The sequence below is a fragment of the Rhodococcus erythropolis R138 genome (assembly GCF_000696675.2).
GTDB classification, from domain to species: Bacteria; Actinomycetota; Actinomycetes; order Mycobacteriales; family Mycobacteriaceae; genus Rhodococcus_F; species Rhodococcus_F erythropolis.
In genome coordinates, this window is the sequence record NZ_CP007255.1 from 4,204,965 (window position 1) to 4,226,378 (window position 21,414).

A 21,414-nucleotide genomic window follows, 5' to 3' on the forward strand; every position below is an offset into this window, starting at 1 on the left:
ATTACATTTCTCCACAATAACGGTACGCGTAACGAAATAACAAGACGCTCTACCGCACTGACCTATATACCCAGTGCCACAACCCTTCCGGACTCTTGCTGGGGCGGCGCTTCGTCGTGTCCAGAAGCCCCTCACTCCCCGATCGAAAGAGAGCACGATGACCACAGAGAGCATCTCCGGAAATCAGCCGCGACCGGTAGCAACTATCGCAAGCCTGACCCTGCTGATCGCTGCCGTCGCCGCGCTCGAAAGCATCATCGTCCCCGCACTCCCCCTGATACAGAGAGACTTCGGAGTGACGGCCGACGTCGGAGCGCTCGCATCCGTCGCTCTGACGTTGAGCACTGTTCTCGTCACACCGATGGCCGGGCGAATAGCCGACGTGTACGGCGCCCGCCCCACCTTGCTCGCGATCACGACAATCGTCGTCCTGGGCGGCAGCGTGTCCGCTCTTGCAACGATCTTCCCGCTGTTCGTCCTCGGCCAGTTTCTCCAGGGATTCGGGCTCGGGTTGCTTCCCGTGAGCTTCGTGGTCCTACGACGCACTTTGTCCTCGGACCGACTCAAGACGGCCACGGGTTTGCTCGGGGCTGTCGTCGTGGCCGGCGGCGCTCTGGGAGTCGTATTGGCCGGGCCCGTCGCGGAAAACGTCTCACGCAGCGCGATGTATGCAGTTCCGACCGCGTTCGTTTTGCTCGGGGCAATTGCTTTTGCCGTGAGCGCACCACGAGATCACATGTCGAACGTCGGCGGCCGCCTCGATTGGCCGGGAGCGGGCGGATTGGCGCTGGGGTTGTTGACGCTGACGGCGTGGCTGGCGAGCGCATCGAGCAACGGGTGGGGCGCACCGACGTCGATGCTGCTGCTTCTCGCTTCCGCTGCCGTGTTCACGATCTGGGCCAGGTATCAGAGCCGGACAACCGAGCCGATGGTCGACCTGACGATGATGCGGCATCGTTCGATGTGGAGCGCCGTGGTCGTCGGCGTGGTTTTCGGGTTCACTTACGGCGCTGTTGTCTATCTACTTCCGCAACAACTCGCCGTGCCGGAGGAGAGTGGATTCGGCCGCGGTGCGTCGACCAGCGCCATCGGCTTCCTGCTGTGCGTCGGCTACGGCGCAGCGGTCATCGCGTCGGTGATCTCCGGAAAGCTCGCACAACGGGTCGGCACGAAAGCCATTGCGGTAGCGGGAGTTGCCTTTCTCGGCCTCAGCGGCGCCGTCGGGGTCTTTGCAACCACGATGTGGCAGATCGTTGCGGTGCTGATCCTTGCGGGTACCGGCGTTGCCGCCGCGTCGACGGCAGTGTTCGTCATCTCCGCCGACAGCGCACCGGCAGACCGCGTAGGTGTCACGACGGCAATAGTCACGATCGCCAGATCGCTGGGTTCTGCTGTGGGAACCCAAATTGCCGCCGGGATCATCGCGAGCGCGACTTCATCCGGCGGCCTTCCCCAGCACTCGGCATTCGCCACGGCTTTCGGAGTAGCGGCAATCGTTGCGATTGTCGGACTCGTTGTCGCGGTGACGATGCCGAAACCGGCGTCAACCGATGTTCAGTGGTCGTCGTCGTCCTCGTCGAAGTCTGCGACTCCGCGCTTCCAGTAGCCCGTGATCAGGTGGTCGCCCGAACTCAGGCCGAGTTCGTCGCGTACGAATCTGCGAATCGGCTTGAGACTGGTGGCCTCACCGGAGATCCAGGCGTACAGGCGCTCACCTTCGGGCACGGTGACCGTCCGGACTGCCTGCTCGAGCAGATCCGAGTGACCGGCTGGGACGTCACCGCGGTGCAACCATCGCACCTCGACTCCTTCCGGAACAGTGAGTTCGATTTCCTGTAAAGGGTCGGTGATCTCGACGAACACCCACCCGGCGGCAGCAGCGGGCATCATCTCGAGCCAACGAGCAATGGCAGGAAGGGCGGTGATGTCACCGGCCAGCAGATAGCGGTCGTAAGTCCATGGAACTACGACGCCGCCGGGCGGACCTGCCACGTGCACCCGAGTGCCGACGGTGGCCGCCTGAGCCCAATCAGAGGCGTACCCACCTTCGTGGAGCGCGAAGTCGAGGTCCAGCTCCCCCGCCTCGGCGTCGTATCGACGGACGGTGTACTCACGCGAGATCGGCAATGGACGAGGCCACTTCAGGCTGAATCCGTCGCGTTCGGGTAGACGCAAAGTTCCGTCTGCATCCGGGTAAACCAGGCGGACATGCTCGTCGGGAGCGTGCGATTCGAAGCCCGCCAACTCCGGTCCACCCAAGGTCAGACGCAACAGTCCGGTCCCGACCATTTCGCTGCGAACAACTTCGAGTTCGCGAATGCCGATGGGGTACGGCACTTTTGCGCCGGTGGTTCCCGCCAGAACTTCGGCGATGGTCGCGAGGTGGTCTCCTCGGTTCATGAACTACCTTCCTTTTCCGGCGGAGCATTCCCCACCGGCACAGTGTTTTCGGAGAGATCGACTTCGTTGATCTCCGAAGTTACCCGGCGCACCGAACCCAATGCTGCCAGGAGCACCAGGCCCAGTGTCACACCGGCGAGCCCCAAGACCAGTAGCGCGGCGCCAGGCTCGAGCCACTGCCCGAGGAACCCGGCTGCCATCGAACCGATCGCCGTACCCGTGACGGCTTGCACCATCCACAGACTGGACACGCGTCCGCGCAATTCGTCCGGCGTGTTCTGTTGAAGGACTGCAAATCTCAGAATGTCGTTGAGTGCGCGGCCGAGGCCGAATCCGGCCAGGCCCAGGAACGCGACAATCGCTGCTCCCGACGCACCCAGTACCACCAGGCCGAGAGGCATCAGCGCAACAGAGATCAACATCGCGGCGCCGTTGCGGTGGACTCGTCCCGTCCACCCGCTGGTGAGGGAACCGACCACAGCGCCGACAGCGGGGGCGCCGTAGAGCAGACCGAGCATGGTGGGTCCGCCGCCGAGAACCTGGTCGACGAAGGCAGGCAGCAACACCATCGGCCCGCTGACGAACATGACCAACAGTCCGCTGATCAGGATGCCGCGAATGACTGTGTGCGTGCCGGCGAATTTCACGCCGGTCACAAGCGCGCGCATCGGGCTTTCGTGATTCGTGCCCGGTGCGGGGGAAGGGCCGATGGCTTGGAACAACGTGACAGTTGCTGCGGTGGCCACCGCAGCAACAAAGTATGTCGCGGGGATGCCGCCGGAGGCGATGATCACGCCGGCGATTGCCGGCGAGATCATCGTCCCGATGTCGGTGGTCAGCGCTACCAAAGCGCCGGCCGCAGCCATCTTGTTGCGCGGCAACAACGTCGGCATCAAAGCCATCAAGGCCGAGCTGCTGACACCGCCCGCCAAGCCGTCGACAGCTGCCGCGACGTAGATGACCCACATCGACGGGTGTGGCAAGAGCGCATTGCACCCGAGAATGACAAAGCCGAGACCCGCAGCACTGCGGGCCAACTGGATGGTGCGTCGCCGGTCGTAACGGTCAGCGAGCACGCCGCCGAACAGGCTGCCGAAGAACATGGCGATGGCCATCGCCGTGGACACTCCGGCAACCTGCAAGGTCGAGCCGGTGAGCTGGTACGTCTGCGCGGGAACGGCTACGACGAGCAGTCCGATCCCGAGCAGCGAGATCAATCGCGCGGAAAACGCGTACCTGAATGGACGGCTGGTCCGCAACGGTGAAACATCGATCACCAGCCCACCGAATCGAGTCATGCGAAGGTCTGGCCGATCAGGTCGAGCGTAGCCATTGCGCCGTCATAGTCAGGACGGTAGCTGGTGGCGGGGAGCTCGAACGTCGTGCCTGCCTTGAAGGACGGCAGCTGCGAGTAGAGCGGATCGGTGGCAAGTTCGGCCATCGGGCGACCGGACACCGGAATCACAAAGGTGACAGGAGCATCGGCGACCTGCGAGAGCAGTTCCGGGCTGACCTCGAACGAGTCACCCGAGCCGAAGAGCTGCGGGTTGCCGGCCTTGGCCATGACGTCGTCGGCCTTGAAACCGAGCTCGGCGAGCATTGCGGGGAGCGCTGCCGTCGGCGGCACGAGGTACGGCTTGTTGTTGGCGAGCGAGAGAATGTAGACGACGTTGCCCTCGGGAACCTTGATCTTGCCCTTGACCTCTTTGACCTTGTCGTCGTACGCGCTGATCAGTGCCGGAACCTTGTCCGAACGACCTGCGGCATCGGCGACGATCTCGAGCTGCTTGTCCCAGTTGGCAACCGTCTTGGGGACCAACACGGTGGGTGCGATAGCAGTCAGCTGGTCGTAGAGTTCCTCGGCCTGAACCGAGGTGATGCCCTGTCCACCGCCGATGATCAGGTCGGGTTCAGCCGCCGCGACGGCTTCGATGTTGAGCTGCTCGCCGGCCGGCAATTCCTTGGTGCCCTGCGCCTTTGCGGCATCCGACCATGCCGGCGGGAATCCACCGTCGAGGTTCGTGACACCGAGGACGCGGGTATCGGTGGCAACCACCGGTGCGTCCAGGGCGTACAGGTATCCGGCGAGACCCCCGCTCAGAACCACGATGCGCTCCGCCGACGCGGGCACGGTGACCGAGCCCTTTTCGGTTTCGATCACGCGCGTCGTGGGCTCTGCAGCCTTGGTCGGTTCGTCGTTCGAATCGCTACTGCAACCGATCATCGCCACGAGTGCGACGATCAGCAACCCTGCGATGGCGACGAATCGTCGCCAACTCCGTATCGCGAGGGGCGGTGTGGACTTCATCATTGAGCTCCCATTGTGTTTCAACTGTGTGGTTTTCAAACTATGTGGCCGTGCGTTTCGACAAATGGCTGTCGAGCAGCGGGGCAATTGCCGCCCACCCGGCTGGGGTCACCAATCCGGCGTGGTCGTACGGCAGATGGTGTACTGCCATGTCCCGGTCCCCGCGGACTCTGCGCCAGCGATCGGCCAGCAGCTGTCCGGACGCCTCGGCGTCGGCGGTGATCAGAGTAACCGGTCCGTCGTAGGTTGTGTCAGTCGAGCGGGCGACGAGCAAACGAGTGGCATCAAAACCCGCCCGAACAGCCTCGACCAGTCCCGGTGCCTGAGTGAGGATCTCGGGTGGCAGGGCGGCGGCCAGATCTCGGTCGTCGGAATCGTCACGACCACGATCGTCACGATCTCCCAGTGGATGAGTATCGATCAGACCGGCGAACTCCACCCTCTCGCCGGTATCGACCAGCTGAGCCGCCATCGCGGCAACGACGTTGCCACCGAACGAGTAGCCGAGCAGGTGGTACGGCCCACTCGGCTGAACACCCCGAATCGACTCGACGTACATCGCTGCCAGTTGGTCCACGTTCGTCGGTTCGAGTGGCTCACCGGCAACTGTGGGCAGCTGCAGGCCGAACAGTGGACGGTCAGCCTCGAGAACACCGGTCAAAGGCGCAAAGGGCCAAGCGAATCCACCGGCCGGATGCACGCAGAACAGTGGTTCTCCGCTGCCTTCGGCTCGCAGTGTCAGGAGGCGATCGCGACTCAGATCGATTTCGGACGCCGACTCGTCAAGGTGTGCTGCAAGTTCTGCAACTGTCGGACGGGCCATCAGCGTTCCCACACCGACGCTCACCGACAGGTCATGCTCCATCTCCCCCACCAGTCGCATGGCTCGAAGCGAGTCGCCGCCGAGATCGAAGAAACTCTCTTCGGGATCGACTGCCTCGACGCCGAGTACGCGCGCAAAGACCTGGCACAGTTGCCTTTCCATCTCGGTTCGCGGTGCTCGGGCCGCTGCTCGGGCGGGGGGTGCCGGCAACGCACCGCGGTCCAGTTTTCCGTTGGGCGTCAGCGGGATCGAATCCACGACGACGATGTCCGACGGAACCAGGTGCGCCGGTACGCGTTCCCGCAACGCAGCTCGCAGATCGGTTGAATCAGCGCCAGGTTCTTCGATGACGTACCCGACCAGTCGCGGCGGCGCACCGCCTTCGCTACGGACTGACGCTGCCGCTCTCAACACTCCCGGCAACGACGCCAGCGCGGATTCCACTTCACCCAATTCGATCCGAATGCCTCGGATCTTGACCTGATGGTCTGCGCGACCCAGATATTCGAGTTCGCCGTCGCGGCGACGCAGAACGACGTCACCCGTGCGGTACATGCGGTGACCGACCGAGTAGGGATCCGCGACGAATACGGAAGATGTCAGCGCGGTCCGGTGAAGGTAACCCATCGCCGTTCCGTCACCGGACATGTACAGCTCGCCCGCCGCTCCGATCGGAACCTCCCGCAGCCCCGAATCGAGTACCCTCGCGGACGCGTTCAGAATCGGACGACCCAAGCACGGTGTCTCGCTCCCCTGAACCGGGGATCCCATCGCGTTGATCGTGAACTCCGTCGGCCCGTAAAGGTCGTACCCGTCGACACCGTCCTGATCGCGCAATCGCGACCACAGTTCGGCAGGTACAGCTTCTCCTCCGAGCATCACCAATACAGGCGTCCGCTGCCCGTCGAGGAGACCGGCGGCCATCAGTTCCCGTGCATACGAGGGGGTTACATTCACGACGTCGATACCGACTTCGCGGTAATGCTTCACCAGAGACGCGGGGTCCAGTCGCGCCTGCTCGTCGATCACGTGAACTTCATGCCCCGCGAGCAACCAGAACAGTTCCTCCCATGACATGTCGAACGAGAACGAGACTGTGTGCGCGATGCGCAAACGTCGGCCACCCACACTGTTTTCGGTCGGAGTGAAGATCTCGGCCTTGTGATTGTGATACATCGTCGTCAACCCGCGGTGACCCACCACGACGCCCTTGGGTTTTCCGGTACTGCCCGAGGTGTAGATGACGTAGGCAGGCTGGTCCGGTGAGGTCGGCCCGCACACCGCGGCGTCGTCGACTACAGGTGCCGGGGACTGCCCGTCGAGTACCCCTGTTACGTCCGGGTCGTCGAGGACCAGACATACCTGTCCATCCGGAACAACGAGGTCACGCGTCTGAGTCGTGGTGATCACCAGCGCCGCATCGCTGTCGAGGATCAGTTCGCGCAGGCGTGCAGGCGGGTGAGCCAGATCCAAGGGAAGGTATGCCGCTCCGGTTCTCATGACCGCGAAGATCGCTACGACGTGATCGGCGGTACGCGGAAGTGCGAGCGCCACAACACGGGTCGATCCCGCGCCTGGCACCGACTGCCCCAGCGCCGAAGCGAGTATCCGTGCCAGCCTGTCCACTCGAGTGTTCATCTCGGCTGCGCTCAGTGTGACGTCTCCGAAGACCAGCGCCGTCTCGTCCGGAGTTGCCGCTGCCCTTTCGCGGAGCAAGGCGTCCACGCTACCGCCGGCCTGGTCCGGCCGCGGCATCACAATGTGCTCCGAAGCGAATTCCGCGGGGGTGCGCGAAAGCGGAACCGCCGTGTCCGCCACCGTGGCGGTATCGGAATTCGCCATCACTTCGAGGATCGTGATGGTGCGTGAAAGAACGTCCCGAGCCACGTCGTGGGGAATCAGGTCGGGACGATTTTCGAGAGTGAGCGCCATCGGCGCATCCCCGGCACCCGGATCCACGTCGAGCGTGAGCGCATAGTGGGTGCCGTCCACTGCGTCGAACCCGACGATTCCACTGCGCCCGAACGTGTCTCGACGTGCCTGTTCGTCACGAGGCGTGTTGCGGAAGACGTATAACGTGTCGAACAGTGTTGCGAACCCAGCGCTTCGCTGCACGTCGCCGAGCCCGAGATGGTGATGCCCCAGCAGCGAACCCTGTTCACGGAACAGGCGTCCGAGCAACGCCGAGATCTCCTCGCCTGGCCGGACCCGGACACGCACGGGAATGGTGTTGAGCGCCAAGCCCACCATGCGGTCGGCGCCCTCGACCTCGGGTGAACGTCCCGAAACCGTCGATCCGAAGACCACGTCGTCACGCCCCGTCACGGCGCGCAATGCCAGGCCCCACGCCGCAGAAACGACGGTGGACAGCGTCACTCCGCTACGTCTGGCCAGCTCGCGAACGTGCTCGGTGATGCTCTGTTCGAGCTGAACCCGGGTGAACACCGGCAACGGAGCGCGTCCGCCTGATCCCGCACCACCCACGAGTGTGGGTTGCTCGAGATCCGCGAGGTAGTCCTTCCAGGACGAGAGGGCGTCCGTGCGATCCGCTTCGGCGATCCATCGCAGGTGATCACGGAAGTCCGCAGGCTTGTCGAGCGCGCCGTCGAGTCCAACCGGGTCCGTGCCGTGAGTGCGAGCAAACTCGTAGAGCGCAAACAACTCCGCGTACATCAAGGTCTGCGACCAACCGTCGGTCAGCAGATGGTGCTGAGTGAAGACGAGATGCGCTCCCCCACCCGGTAACCAGACCAGCACCATTCGAATGAGTGGTGGTGCATTCAAGTCGAAGAGCGTGCCGAATTCGGCCTCGTCGACGGCGCGAACCTCGCGATCGATGTCCTCGGTCGCAACTGCGCTCAGATCGATCTCGCGGAAAGGCATTTCGGCTGCCCTGGGCACGAACTGCACCGGAGCGTCGAAACCGGCGTGTGTGAAGCCGGCCCGCAAGTTCGGATAGCGCCGCAAGAGCGCATCCCCCGCTGCTCGGAGTGAGCGAACGTCGACGGCAGCATCGGCGGAGAACTCGAATCGCGGCTGCATGTGATAGACATCCGTACCGCCGGCGCCGTCGAGAACCGACTGGAAGTACATGCCTTCCTGCAAGGGACCGAGTGGCAGCACGTCCTGCCAGCCCGGGCTCAGCGACTCGAGCCGTGCCCGACGATCCGCATCGACGGCTACGAGTGGGCTCGGCACACGATCCGGCGCGGTGTCGGGCAATGCCTTTCGGTCCACCTTGCCGTTGAGGGTGAGCGGGAGTGCTTCGAGCACCGTGATGCTCTGCGGCACCATGTGCTCGGGGAGCAGCCGCGCAATCTCCTTGCGCACCAGTACCGAATCGAGCGTGGTTCCACCTTCGGGAACCACATATCCGTGCAGACTTCCGGTACCCGCCGCATCGACACGGACGGTGGCTGCCGCGCGGAACACACCGGCCACCGATCCGAGCGCGCCTTCGACCTCGCCGAGCTCGATGCGGAAACCGCGAACCTTCACCTGATCGTCCGCACGACGAAGGAAGTGCAAAACCCCTCGCCTGCGTCGGACCAGATCGCCGGTGCGGTAGAGGCGTGCCCCCGGTAGAGAAGGATCGGCAACGAACCGAGCTACGGTCAGATCGGGGCGATTCAGGTATCCGCGGACCACCTGCGCACCGCCCAGATACAGCTCGCCCGCAACGCCTTCCGGAACCTCACGCAGGTCGTCGTCGAGGATTCGCACGTGCACGTCGGTCCAGGGCTGACCGATCGTGACTCGGTCACCGGTTGTGATGACCGAAGATGTCGCCCACACCGTGGCCTCGGTGGGTCCGTAGACATTCCGGACCGAAGCAGCGTTGGCCACCAGATCGTCAGCCAGATCCTGCGGGAGGGCTTCCCCTCCCACCAGGGCTCGCACCATGGCGAGTCCGGATGCGTTCTCGTGTTCGGTGACCACTCGCCACAGCGCCGGCGTTGCCTGCATCACTGTCGCATCGCTTGCGATGATCAACGCCGACAACGCATCCGGATCGCGAACCGTCCTGCGGTCTGCGATCACGACAGTCGCGCCCGCTGCGAGCGGGCACAGCAACTCGAGTGCGGCGATGTCGAACGACACCGTTGTCACCGCGACGATGCGATCGCCCGGCCTGATCCAGCAATCCTCGAGTACCGTGTCCGCGAAGGCCGCGAGGTTGCCCGTCGAGACCATCACGCCCTTGGGGCGACCCGTCGAACCGGAGGTGTGGATCATGTAGGCGAGGTGATCGCCCGCCGCGGGCGGTGAAGGAAGCACAACACCCGAGTTGGTGAACTCACCGTCCACGAAGACACTCGTGGCGACCGTCGACGGAAGTTGCCCGGCGCTGTCGATACTGGTCAGGGCACACACCGGAGCCGCGTCCTCGATCATGAACTCGAGCCGCTCACTCGGGTAGTCGACGTCGAGTGGCAGGTACGCCGCACCAATACGCAGTACCGCGAGCAGTCCGGCCACCAGATCCGCATCTCGATCGAGCGCGACGGCGACTACCTTCTCGGGTCCGGCGCCGGCCGCGAGAAGTTCGCGGGCCAGCTCGTCGACGCGCGCCGACAGTTCCCCGTAGGTAATTCCGACCTCACCGGAGACCACCGCGACGTCGTCGGGGTGACGGCTGACGTGTCGAGCGAACAACTGCGAGATCCCCGACGGCGGCGTCGCGCGTCGGCCCGGATCGCGATCCGACTTGCTTTCCGACAATCGCAGATCCGCGACGACAGTGCTGTTTTCGTGACCGAGGACCGCGATCACACCGTCGAGCAATGCATCCGCAGTCGCGGCGTCGAACAGCCCGGCATCAACCGTCAATCGAAGTTCTGTTGCGGTTCGGACGAATTCGAGGTCGACGCTCGCTCGGGGCGAGTGACCGACACGGGCAGCGAACAGACTGCTGGCGGGACGCCCGAGTAGATCGGCGATTCGGTCCAGGCTGACTTCGGAATGCGCAAGTGCCTCAGAGAAAGCGTTTTCGACTCGTCGAACGACATCGGCAATTCTCGGCCGACCGGACAGATCGACCCGAATCAGGCTGTCAGTCCCTTCCGAGAAGAGTCCGACCGCAAGGTCCCGACCACCACCGAAGCCGTTCAGCGTCGCCGCCACTGCGGCCAACAGCACCGCGTCGAATCCTGATCCGTCACCGAACCGCGCATCGCGTAGCTGACGAACGTAGGTGTGCGGGCGGTACGCTTCGCCGCGCGGGCGATCGTAGGGAAGGTCCGTTTCGAGGGGCAAGCCCGCGAGCGTGCGAACCCAATACCGCTCGTGATCAGGATTTCCCGACACTGCCGGGGCGCGGAACGTCGCCACGGTCACGGCGGGTCGATCGACGACAGCAACCGAATCCGGCGAGAACTTCTTCTGATCGACGCGTGCGGCCACGGCAAGACCGAGGGGGGTCGGGGTGTCGAAGACATCGGAGACGACGACGCGAATTCCCAGCTTCCGCAGACTTCCCACCAACCGCATCGCAGTGAGCGAGTGACCGCCGAGAGTGAAGAAATTGTCACCCGGATCGACGTCGGGAATCTCCAACACCGTTGCGACACAGGCGCACACTGCATCGACGACCGCGGGATCGACATCGATCGCAGGATCGGACGCGGCCACCTTTTTCGTGACAGCCACATTTTTCGTGACAGACACCGCATCGGCAACGGACGCTGCCTGTCGGACAACCGTGAGCACCGCGGATGCGGGAGCTGTCGGCTCGGTCAGCAACCCACGCAGGATCTCCGCGAGCCGTGTGACCATTCGCTGCGCCGTGGCTTCGGAGACAACTGCCGGATCGTGGTACAGGACCAGATCCAGACCGGTGCTCGGCGGCGCCATCAACGTCATCGGATAGTGCGTGACTCCGCGGTTGGTGAATCCCTCGACTCGAAGTGTGTGCGATGCAGGCTGTCCCGCACCGGAGTTCGGGAAGTTCTCGAACACCAGGAGCGTGTCGAACAGTTGACCGATCCCGGCGATGCGTTCGATCTCGGCCAAACTGGTGTGCTCGACGTCCACGATGTCGAACTGCGCGTTCTGCAGACCGACGAACTGATCCAGCAAGGGCTGATCCGCGACGATGTCGAGGCGGGCCGGAATCGTGTTGCTGAACAACCCGACCATTCCCTCCACCCCGGAGAGTTCGGCAGGTCGGCCGGACACCGTGGCCCCGAACACGACGTCCCACTGTCCCGACGCTTCGGCGAGCGCCGCTGCCCACGCACCCTGAACCAGGGTGTTGACCGTCAGCGCTCGCGCACGACCGAGTTCGATCAGCGCTTCGGCGTCCGATGTCGCGAGAGGAACCTCGAGCGCGACGGGCACACTTCGCGGCGCCCCTGCGTCGGCAACGAGAGTCGGCGCGGTGAGCCCACGCAGACGCTCACTCCACACTGCGCGGGCAGAGTCCTGATCACGGCCGGCGATCCATGCCAAGTAGTCGCGATACGGCGTCGGCGCAGGAAGGTGCGCATCGCCGTCGTGGTAGACGTTCATCAGCTCGCGCAGGACGATCGGAGTCGACCACCCGTCGGTGAGCAGGTGATGCGCATTGAGGACCAAACGGTGCACCCCGCCGGGCAGCCGAATCAGCAGCGCACGCAGCAGAGGCGGTGTACTGACATCGAAGACGTAATCGGCGGCCTCGTCCTCGAGCTGATCTGCAGAGCGGAATGCAGTGTCAGCTGGAACGGAGGTCAGGTCGACCGAACGCCACTCGACTTTTGCACCGCGCGGAATGATCTGAACGGGCCGTTCGAACTGCTCGTAGTGGAAAGCTGCGCGTAGGTTCGGGTGCCTGTCGATCACGGTCTCGAACGCGTCGGCCAACTTCACCTCGTCCAACGGGCCGGAGAGGTCGAAGCGTGCAGTAAGGGTGTAGACGTCTGCCTCGCCGTCACGGACCGCGTGGAACAGGAGGCCTTCTTGTAGCGGCGAGAGCGGAAGTACATCGGCAAGCGGTCCGTGGACGGCTTCGAGTTCGTTGATCCCGGCTTGATCTACCACCGCGCCCTGGCCGAAGATCGTCGCCGAGCAATCGGAAGGCGTCAAACCACCCTCGAAGAGCGCGGCATGCGCGGTCAGGGCGGCGAGCGCACGTTCCCAATGCTCTTGCAGCTCGACGATCGTCGCGGCGTCGAGCACTGAACCCGCCGCAGTCCATTCGACTGCCAGCGTCGTCGAGTCGTCCTCTCGGACAAATGCGTTGAGCGCCAGCACCTCCGACATTGCCTTGCTCGCCGGTTCGATGACCGCGAATGGATCCTGCTCCGGCAATCGCCATCCGGTTCCGGGTAGGGACGGGAAGCGGCCGAGATAGTTGAGCAACAGTTCAGGTGTAGCGCACGCGGAAAGGTCAGGTGCGGTGTCGCGATCCAGATGCCGCAGAACTCCGTAGCCGACTCCACCTCCGGGTACGGCGCGTTTTGCTTCCTTCACCGCACGAAGCAGATGCCCGGCAGCTGCTCCGCCGCTCAGTGCGTCGGCAAGATCGTCTGCGGTGAGCAGTGCATCGGTGGGAACCCGGACGGGGAACTCACTGGTGAACCACCCGATGGTTCCGGCGAAGTCGGTGTCGCTGGTGAGCGCGTCGCGGCCATGGCCTTCGACGGTGACTGTCTGCGCGGGCAGCCCGATGAGGCCGCGGCCGTGCTGCCATGAGCGCAAGGCAAGCATCAAACCCGCGAGAAGCACTTCGTCGGCCTTGGCTCGATACGCCGCCGGAAGCGTGGTCAACAGCGCGTCGGTGACAGCCGGGGGTGCAACAGTTGTCGTGCGAGAGGCGGTTGCGGTGAGGTCGACTTTCGGGTCGAGACGACGACTGCCGATCGGCTCGTCGTCCGCCTGTACCGACGCGGACTTCCAGTACTCGAGCTCCGATGCCATGCTGCCCGAGGTCCCGAATTCTGCGAGCAACCCCGCGTATCGGCGCCACGAACTTCCACCAGCACCCAGCCGGGCCGACCTACGCTCGCGCGCTGCATCGGTAGCTTCGTGGAGGTCTGGAAGCAGAATTCGCCAGGACACACCGTCGACGATCAAATGGTGAGCCACGACGATCAAGTGGTCGGGTCGACCGGCCTCGGTATTGACCAGTACGACTCGCAGGAGTTCACCGGCGCGTGGGTCGAGACTCGCCGCCGACGCCTCCGCGAGCTCTCTGATCCGGGACGGCTCGGAGGTGTCGGACACCTCGTGAACGAGCCCCTCGCTGCGCACCGCGCCGACGTCTCGGACGATCAATTCGGTAGTGCCGCTGTCATTGTCACGGCGCAGGAGCAGACGTAGAGCGTCATGGTGATCGAGGATCGTCTGCACGCCGGACTGCAGGTCGCCAAGCGAGAGGCCGTCGTCGATGCGCACTGCGGTCCACTGCGTGTAGCCCGCGATTGCCTCGTCTGTCGGATTCTTGTCGATCAGTGCCCGAACGATCGGCGGAGCGATCACGGTGCCGGTCGCCACGTCCGCAACCGAGGCTACGGCGTCGGCGTCATCGGCAATCTCACGCGCCGCAGCGGCGATGGTTCCCAGATCTCGCTGTGCCAGTAGCTCTTTCGGAGCGACGACCAGTCCGCGCACCCGCAGGCGACTGCTGACACTGATTGCCGTGATGCTGTCACCACCGAGGCCGAAGAAATCCTCGTCCACACCGACGCGCTCGCGGCCTAGCACCTCGGCCACCACGTCACAGAGGATTTCCTCGTGTGGTGTGGATGCAGCGCGACCTTCCGATTCGGTGGCCGGGGCTGGTAGTGCCGCACGATCGAGCTTTCCGTTCACCGTGACGGGTAGTTCGTCCAGAACGACGATTGCGGCGGGAACCAGATGATCCGGTACGCGACCGGCGAGGTCTCGGCGCAATTCTTCCTGCGGCGGAAGCGTCGTACCGGCGGCGGCTACAACGTAGCCGACCAGGCTGGGCCGTCCTCCATCCGTACGGATCAGCGCGGCGGCCGCGCCGATTCCGGGCACCGATCCGAGAACAGCCTCGACCTCGCTCAACTCGACGCGATGTCCGCGGATCTTCACCTGCTTGTCACTACGACCGATGAAGTCGTATCCCCGCCCGGGTACCCAGCGCGCGACGTCCCCGGCGCGGTACATCAGATCTCCCGGAGCCCCGAAGGGATCTGCGACAAAACGCTCGGAGGTCGCTCCGGCGCGACCGAGGTATCCCCTGGCCAATTGCGGTCCGGCCAGATAGAGCTCACCTCGTTCACCGTCGGCGACCGGTTCGAGCGCGCTGTCGAGCAGGTACGCGCGGGTTCCCGCGAGCGGGTACCCGATACGCGGTCCGGCACCTTCGACCGTGGTCGCGATCGCGTCGACCGTCGTTTCAGTGGGGCCGTAGAGGTTTCGAGCGGGAACGCCGGATTCGATGATCGCGTCCCACAGTGCGGGCGGTGCCGCCTCGCCGCCCACGACGAGGAGCTGCAACCGCTGCGTACGCAGCAATCCGTTGTCCACCATCGCTGCCGCCATCGACGGCGTCGTGTCGACCACGTCGACGCAATCTCGCTCGAACGCCGCGACCAGGGCAACGGCGTCCTTCTGCAGTTCTTCGTCGTATACGTGCACCCGATGACCACACAGCAGCCACAGCAGTTGATCGAGAGACGCGTCGAAGGCGAACGACGCCGTATGCGCGGTGTGCAGTTGGCGGTTTCCGACGCGCTCGGCGGTGTCCCGGTAGATGGTGGCGCGGTGGTGGTGAAGCAGGTGCGCCAATCCACCGCTTCTGACCAGCACTCCCTTGGGCTTGCCTGTCGATCCCGAGGTGTAGATGACGTACGCCAGGTGATCGACATGCCGCGCCGTCGCCAGTTCACCGAGTTCGAGTGGAAGCTCGGAATGGGCACGGAGTTCTTCGCGCACTGCGGCGGAATCGAGTACGAGCGGGTCGGGTCGAGAATCTCCGACGAGTTGCTCAGCCAGTGTGGAAGTGGTGAGCACCACCTTCGGTTGCGCGTCGTCGATCAGATCCCGCAACCGCTCGGCCGGGTGCTGCGGATCCAGGGCCACGTACGCTGCGCCCGCGTTCAGTGTCGCGAGCAGAGCCACCACCATCTCGGAGGTACGCGGAAGCGCAAGTCCGACAATGTCGTCCGGGCCGACATCGCGAGCCCGAAGCAACCGGGCGAGTTTGTGGACGCGGCCACCGAGTTCTGCGCCTGTCAGACGTTCCTCACCGCACACCAGGACCGTGTCATCCGCATGATCGGCGACGATGCGGTCGAAGACGTCCGGGACGAGGGCGACGGAGCCAGGCACAGGTTCAATTTCACGGCCGGCAAGGATCCGCGCAGCTTCGGGTGCCGGCATCATCTGCACCTGTCCGACGGCAGGGTCTCCCTCCCCCACCATCGCGTTGACGATGCTCACGAAACCAGCGAGGCGACGCTGAACCGAATCCCGAGTGTTGGTGCGCGCGTCCACTTCGAACCCGAGGAGAACTTCGCCGTCCGCGATGGGGGTGACCGTCAAACCCAGGTCCTCGGGCGGACCTCCGGCGACGTTACGTAGTACACCCACAGCGCCGGCGAAATCGAGGGCGAAGTCGAAAGCCTTGAGATTGATTCCGATCCCGTGAAGCAGTGCGCCGGTGCCTGCGACGCCCAGGTCCCGAGCAAGATTCTCACCGCGGTAGCGCTGGTGTGCGCGCAGGCTTTTCATCGTGGCGGCCACCTGCTTGCTCAGGTCACCGAGTCGATCGTGGCTGCGAATCGTCAACCGGAGAGGCAGAACGTTGACTGCCATCGCCGGGGTCTTGAGTGCCGTGCGCCCCACGCGCGCCATGAGTGGCATCGCGATGACAACATCCGTCTCACCGAGCAACCGGTGGAGAAACGCGCCGTAGCAGGCGATCAGCGTCTCGGCCCACGTTGTTCCCGTCGCGTCTGCCACCTCTTTGAGGCGGCCGAGGGCATCGGCACTGATGACCTCGCGAACCTGGATCGTTCGTTCCGCTGGACCGGTGACCTGCTGGCCCCGCCCGTCCAACGCGGGCAAAGGCGTCAGGACATCACGCCAGTAGTCACGATCTTCGACGAACTGGTTGCCCGCCCGGTACGCCTCGTCCTCGGCGACCAACGCACTCATCGAACCGAATCGCGTTGGTGCGACGTCGGTTCCCTTCTTCGCCGCCGTGTAGTGCGCGGCGACACGACGCGAAATCATGGCTGCGCTGTATCCGTCGACGATCAGGTGGTGATAGAGCTGGATGCACCAGATCTCGCGATCGGACAGCCTGATCAGCGAGTACGTGTAAAGCGGGCGCTCCACCATCAAGCGGCAGTACTCGGACGCTCGGCTGCGCTCGGCGTCGACCAGTGCGTGCGCCACGGCTACGGGATCGCGCTCGTCACGGACGTCGGTGATCGGGATGACGCCAACCGGCTCGTCGGAGATGTACTGACGCGGGCCGTCCGCCGTCTCGATCATCCGCAGCCGCATGGTTTCGGCTTCGCCGATCGTCGCCCTGATGGCGGCCGTCAGAAGTTCGGTGTCGATCGGTTCGTCGCCTGAGATTTCGAGCACCTCGCCGACGAGATAGCTCCGAGATTCGGGATCAAGCCTCTGTGCGTTCCAAATCCCGAGTTGAGCTCCTGTGAGAGCAAACGTAGCTTCGTTTGCCGCTCCGGAGTTCGAACCTGGAAGAACGCTCACACTGATCCCCTCGTCTGTGGACACACGTCACCCAAGGGTGACCTAACGTCGTTTTGGGTAGCCTAAACTAAATGTCAATGAATCGGGGAATCCGCCTCGCCGGTGACCCGAGAACCGACGGCTCCCGACGCGTTCACCAGAGGACACGCGCTTCTACAACCACTTGCGGGACAGTCTCTTTCGTGAACCGAAACGAGAAAGTGGAAGGCTAGTCCATCAGCGTTGCTGCGACGGTTCCGCCCAGTTCATAACAACCATCGCGGACAGATTTGTCCACGCTGACAGTCACTTCGAGTGGATCCGCCACCGCGACCAATCCGAGCCCTGTCGCGAGTTTGCGCACCGACGACACGGCACCAGCAGTGTCGTTGTTGCCGTGAACCCACAGGCCGTACGGCCGATCCGACACCGCACCGAGACATTGGTAGTACGTGGTGTCGAAGAAGTACTTGAGCGCGCCCGACATGTAACCGAAATTGGCGGTGGTACCGAAAAGATAGCCGTCAGCAGCGAGGACGTCGGGCACCGTCGCCGCCAACGCCGGCACCACCTTCACCTCGACGCCCTCGATCTCGGGATCGCGAGCCCCGGCCAGGACTGCATACAACAATTCGTGGGTTGTCGGCGAGGGCGAGTGGTGAACCACCAACAAAGTCTTCACACACCTGACAATACGGCGACGGGTGGCGCACCCGTCGCCGTTCACGCCTACGCCGAAACCGTTTCCGCGCTCATCGCCTTGACCAGGTCATCGGTTCGGGTGACCGAGGCGCAGCGCCCGGCCGCGTACTCGAGGGCGCCGACATGCTCGCCCAGGGAGAAGTCGGCCACCGCGTCGCCCACGAAGAAGATCTGCACGTCTTGCATGAACCCGTCCAAAGCGGTAGTCAGGCAACCGATGTGGGCATAAATTCCGGTGATGATCAGCTGGTCACGCCCACTCTCGTGCAGCCGCTCACGCAGATCCGTTTTGATGAAGGCGCTGTAGCGCCATTTTGTGAGCATCACGTCGTCCGGATGCGGAGCCAACTCGGCGATCACGTCGGTGTGAGCGGGATCTGCCTTCAGACCCGGTCCCCAGAAATCCGACAGCAACGCACGCTCCTCGGGATCCTGATCTCCGGGTTGCGCGGTGTAGACGATCGGGATTCCGGCAGCTCGCGCCGACGAACGAAGCCGGTCTATGTTCGGAACCACGGTTTGGAGCGGGTCGACGCTTCGGTCGTACGCGTTCACGAAATATTCCTGCATGTCGTGCAGAAGCAGCACCGCTCGGGAAGGATCGAGAGTCCAGTCGACCCGATTCTGCGGAAACTCGGTGGGCATCTCGTATCGCACTGCTGTGGGTAGCGCCATGATGAATCTCCTCGAAAATGTGGGGGGTGGGAACCGATCAACTCGACAGAGTCTGTGCGGCAATCGATTCGCTGAGAACACGGCGCAAGGCCGCCTTGCTGGTCTTTCCGACGCCGGTGACGGGGAACTCGGTCACGAACTCCACTCGATCCGGAACCTTGTACGCCGCAACGCCTCGGCCTCGTATGTATCGCTTGATCTCGCCGACGGTCGGTGCATCTCCGGAAATCACCAGAACGGCGCAGGTTCGCTCGCCCAGGTACTCGTCGGGAACAGCGACGACGGCCGCATCGTGGACAGCAGGATGCGAGAGCAGGTGGTTCTCGATCTCCTCGGCGGCCACCTTCTCACCGCCGCGGTTGATCTGGTCCTTTGCGCGGCCCTCGACAATCAGGTGTCCCGAATCGGTGACGCTGACCAGATCGCCGGTGCGATAGAAACCTTCGGCGTCGAAGACCTCGGCATTGTGCGCATCCGCCCGGTAATAGCCACGGATCGTGTACGGCCCCCGAGTCAGTAAGTGCCCCGTGGTTCCGGGCTCGACGAGCGCGCCATCGTCATCGACTACACGAACCTCGTCGTCCGGTGAAATGGGCCGGCCCTGCGTGCTGACGATCAATTCTTGCGTGTCGTCGAGGCGGGTGTAGTTGACCAAACCCTCAGCCATGCCGAACACCTGCTGAAGGGTGCAGCCCAGCTCCGTGGGTACGCGTGCGGCAGCTTCGGCGCTGAACTTCGCTCCGCCGACGCCGAGAACCCGCAAGCTCGACAGGTCGTGATCTGCCTTGCTGGGGGCGGCCATCCAGGCCAATGCGATCGGTGGAACCAGCGACGCGTGCGTGACTCGCTCTGATTCGATCAGACCGAAAGCTGTGGACGGCATGGTGTCCGGCGCCAGAACCACGGTGCCGCCCGCGTGGAAGACACCCAGGATGCCCGGCGAACTCATCGGAAAATTGTGCGCAGCAGGGAGAACCACCAACATGCGCGTCGAATCGTCGACGCCGCAGATCGGGTTGGATGCCCGCACCGAGTAGAGGTAGTCGGCGTGCGTTCGCGGAATCAGCTTCGGAACACCGGTCGTGCCACCGGAAAGCTGAAGAAAGGCGACCGACAACGGATCGACGTCGGCAAGAACGGGAACCTCGTATCCGCGCAGCGAATCGAAACCGACAAACTCTTCGGGGTCACCGGCCACGATCACAACAGGCGGAGTCTCGAGGCCTTCGTTCACATCACGCGCCAGTGCGCGGTAGTCGAACCCGCCATGACGGTCGGCGACGATATAGGCAGCGACATCAGCGAACTGGCAGAAGTATCCGATTTCGGTTCGGCGATGCGCCGGCAACCCGAATACCGGCAGGGCGCCGAGCTTCAACACACCGAACAATGCTTCGACGTATTCCACGATGTTCGGTAGCTGCAGAAGCACACGGTCACCGGCGCGAACACCCAACCCGGACAGGCCTCCGGCCACTGCCGAGCTGCGACGATCGAGGTCGCAATACGTCAGCCGTGTTTGTGCCCCGGTGGCATCGCTGCCTACCACCGCTTCGTTGTCGGGATGCCGTGCGGCCGCGGCCGTGATGAATCCGGCCAGCGTCTCGTCAGTCCAGTAGCCTCGTTCCCGATAATGCGTCACCAATTCGGGTGGATACTGTGCGACGGGCGCCAAGGGCTCGCGAGCGATCCTCGATGTCATGCAAGTGACTCCTCTTCGAAAGTACTGTCAGCAAATACATCTCACGCTTTTAGCGTCGCTCCGCCGTCGACGTACAGCGCCTGCATGGTGATGTGGGCCGCCCGGTCGGACAGCAGGAAGTGCACCGAGTCCGCGATATCGTCTGCGGTGGCAAGTTTTCCGAGCGGAATGCCCAGGCGATAGCCCGCCAGATTGCCTTCGATGACAGCGTCGGCACCCGAATCGTCGGAAGGGTCCGACCACAAAGACCGCTGCATCGCTGTGTCTGTGGAACCCGGAGCGACAACGTTGACGCGAATCCCGTCGACAGCCAACTCCAGGCCCGCGGTTCGAACCAACATGGTGGCAGCAGCTTTGGACGAACCGTAAGCACCCATCCCGATACGTGGGACACCGGCCGCGTTGGACGAGACCACCACGATCGACCCAGCCCGCCGGCGACGCATTTCCAGTCCCACACTTTGCAGAACGTTGAGCAATCCGAATACGTTGACGCCGAATATCTTCCGCCACTGGTCTGGATCGGAGTCCAGCACCGATCCGGTGTCGAGAATTCCGGCGACGTGCGCGAGCGCGTCGATCCGGCCGAACGTGTCCATCGTGGAGGCCACTGCCGCGTCGACTGCCTGCCGATCGGTCACGTCCACGACGTGACTCTCGATATCGGCGCCTTCGACGATTGTTTCTGCCAATTCCGCAGTTGCCCGCTTCAGTTCGACGTCGTCGCGATCGAGAAGTGCCAGCGAATACCCGTCGCGCGCAAGAGTCCGGGCCACTGCGGCGCCGATCCCCGCCGCCGCACCGGTGACTACGGCAATTCGGCGATCGCTCACTGCGGGCACAGCACCTGAACCCAGGCATTGATCGTCGGTTCTTCTGCCAACTCCGCGAAGTCGGCATCCGCGCCCGCTCCTCGCCATCGTTCGACGAGCGTCATCAAGCGAACCGAGTCCAGTCCTTCGTCACCCAGGTCCGCGTCGTCGCCGAGTTGTTCTGCCCTCATCGACAGAACCTCGGCGACGTCGCGCACGATCTGGTCACGGTCCACGGTGTTGCTCATCGGTCTCCTCGAGTAGTGGTCGACGCGCTCAGATCGAGCCAACCCACCCCTCGTGTCGACCCCGTCCGCACGCCTTTACTTTAGGC

Annotated in this window: 10 protein-coding genes; 1 reads left to right on the top strand and 9 read right to left on the bottom strand. The window is 63.8% G+C overall.

All coding sequences use genetic code 11. The annotated features are described in order from the left end of the window. Positions 1-157: 157 nt before the first annotated feature. Complete coding sequence (locus H351_RS19255; protein WP_029255219.1) at positions 158-1,606, top strand: MFS transporter; 1,449 nt, start codon at positions 158-160, stop codon at positions 1,604-1,606. On the opposite strand, the gene H351_RS19260 is transcribed toward H351_RS19255, so the two are convergent. The 9 genes from H351_RS19260 to H351_RS19300 form a co-directional block, all read right to left on the bottom strand. Continuing rightward, complete coding sequence (locus H351_RS19260) at positions 1,555-2,400, bottom strand: siderophore-interacting protein (RefSeq protein ID WP_029255218.1); 846 nt, start codon at positions 2,398-2,400, stop codon at positions 1,555-1,557. The two genes, H351_RS19255 and H351_RS19260, sit on opposite strands and share 52 nt — an antisense overlap. Further along, on the bottom strand, positions 2,397-3,698 hold the full coding sequence (gene entS / locus H351_RS19265; RefSeq protein ID WP_007735127.1) for an enterobactin transporter EntS: 1,302 nt from the start codon (positions 3,696-3,698) through the stop codon (positions 2,397-2,399). The genes H351_RS19260 and entS overlap by 4 nt, the downstream gene beginning before the upstream one ends. Next, the gene (locus H351_RS19270) at positions 3,695-4,708 is read right to left on the bottom strand and encodes a Fe2+-enterobactin ABC transporter substrate-binding protein (RefSeq protein ID WP_029255217.1); all 1,014 of its coding nucleotides are present in this window, start codon (positions 4,706-4,708) and stop codon (positions 3,695-3,697) included. The genes entS and H351_RS19270 overlap by 4 nt, the downstream gene beginning before the upstream one ends. Before the next feature lie 40 nt (positions 4,709-4,748). Next, positions 4,749-17,210 (bottom strand): amino acid adenylation domain-containing protein, encoded by a 12,462-nt coding sequence (locus H351_RS19275; RefSeq protein WP_244891374.1) that lies wholly within the window; start codon positions 17,208-17,210, stop codon positions 4,749-4,751. A gap of 208 nt (positions 17,211-17,418) precedes the next feature. After that, positions 17,419-17,871, bottom strand: coding sequence for a flavodoxin family protein (locus tag H351_RS19280; RefSeq protein WP_029255215.1), 453 nt, complete (start codon positions 17,869-17,871; stop codon positions 17,419-17,421). Between the two features lie 47 nt (positions 17,872-17,918). Further along, positions 17,919-18,566, bottom strand: a complete 648-nt coding sequence (locus H351_RS19285; protein ID WP_029255214.1) for an isochorismatase family protein — start codon at positions 18,564-18,566, stop codon at positions 17,919-17,921. A gap of 37 nt (positions 18,567-18,603) precedes the next feature. After that, on the bottom strand, positions 18,604-20,268 hold the full coding sequence (locus H351_RS19290) for a (2,3-dihydroxybenzoyl)adenylate synthase (RefSeq protein ID WP_019748151.1): 1,665 nt from the start codon (positions 20,266-20,268) through the stop codon (positions 18,604-18,606). Between the two features lie 41 nt (positions 20,269-20,309). Beyond that, entirely contained in the window at positions 20,310-21,110 is an 801-nt protein-coding gene (locus H351_RS19295) for a 2,3-dihydro-2,3-dihydroxybenzoate dehydrogenase (protein WP_019748150.1), read from the bottom strand. After that, on the bottom strand, positions 21,098-21,328 hold the full coding sequence (locus H351_RS19300; protein WP_003942230.1) for a phosphopantetheine-binding protein: 231 nt from the start codon (positions 21,326-21,328) through the stop codon (positions 21,098-21,100). Before H351_RS19300 ends, H351_RS19295 begins: the two co-directional genes overlap by 13 nt. Positions 21,329-21,414 lie beyond the last annotated feature (86 nt).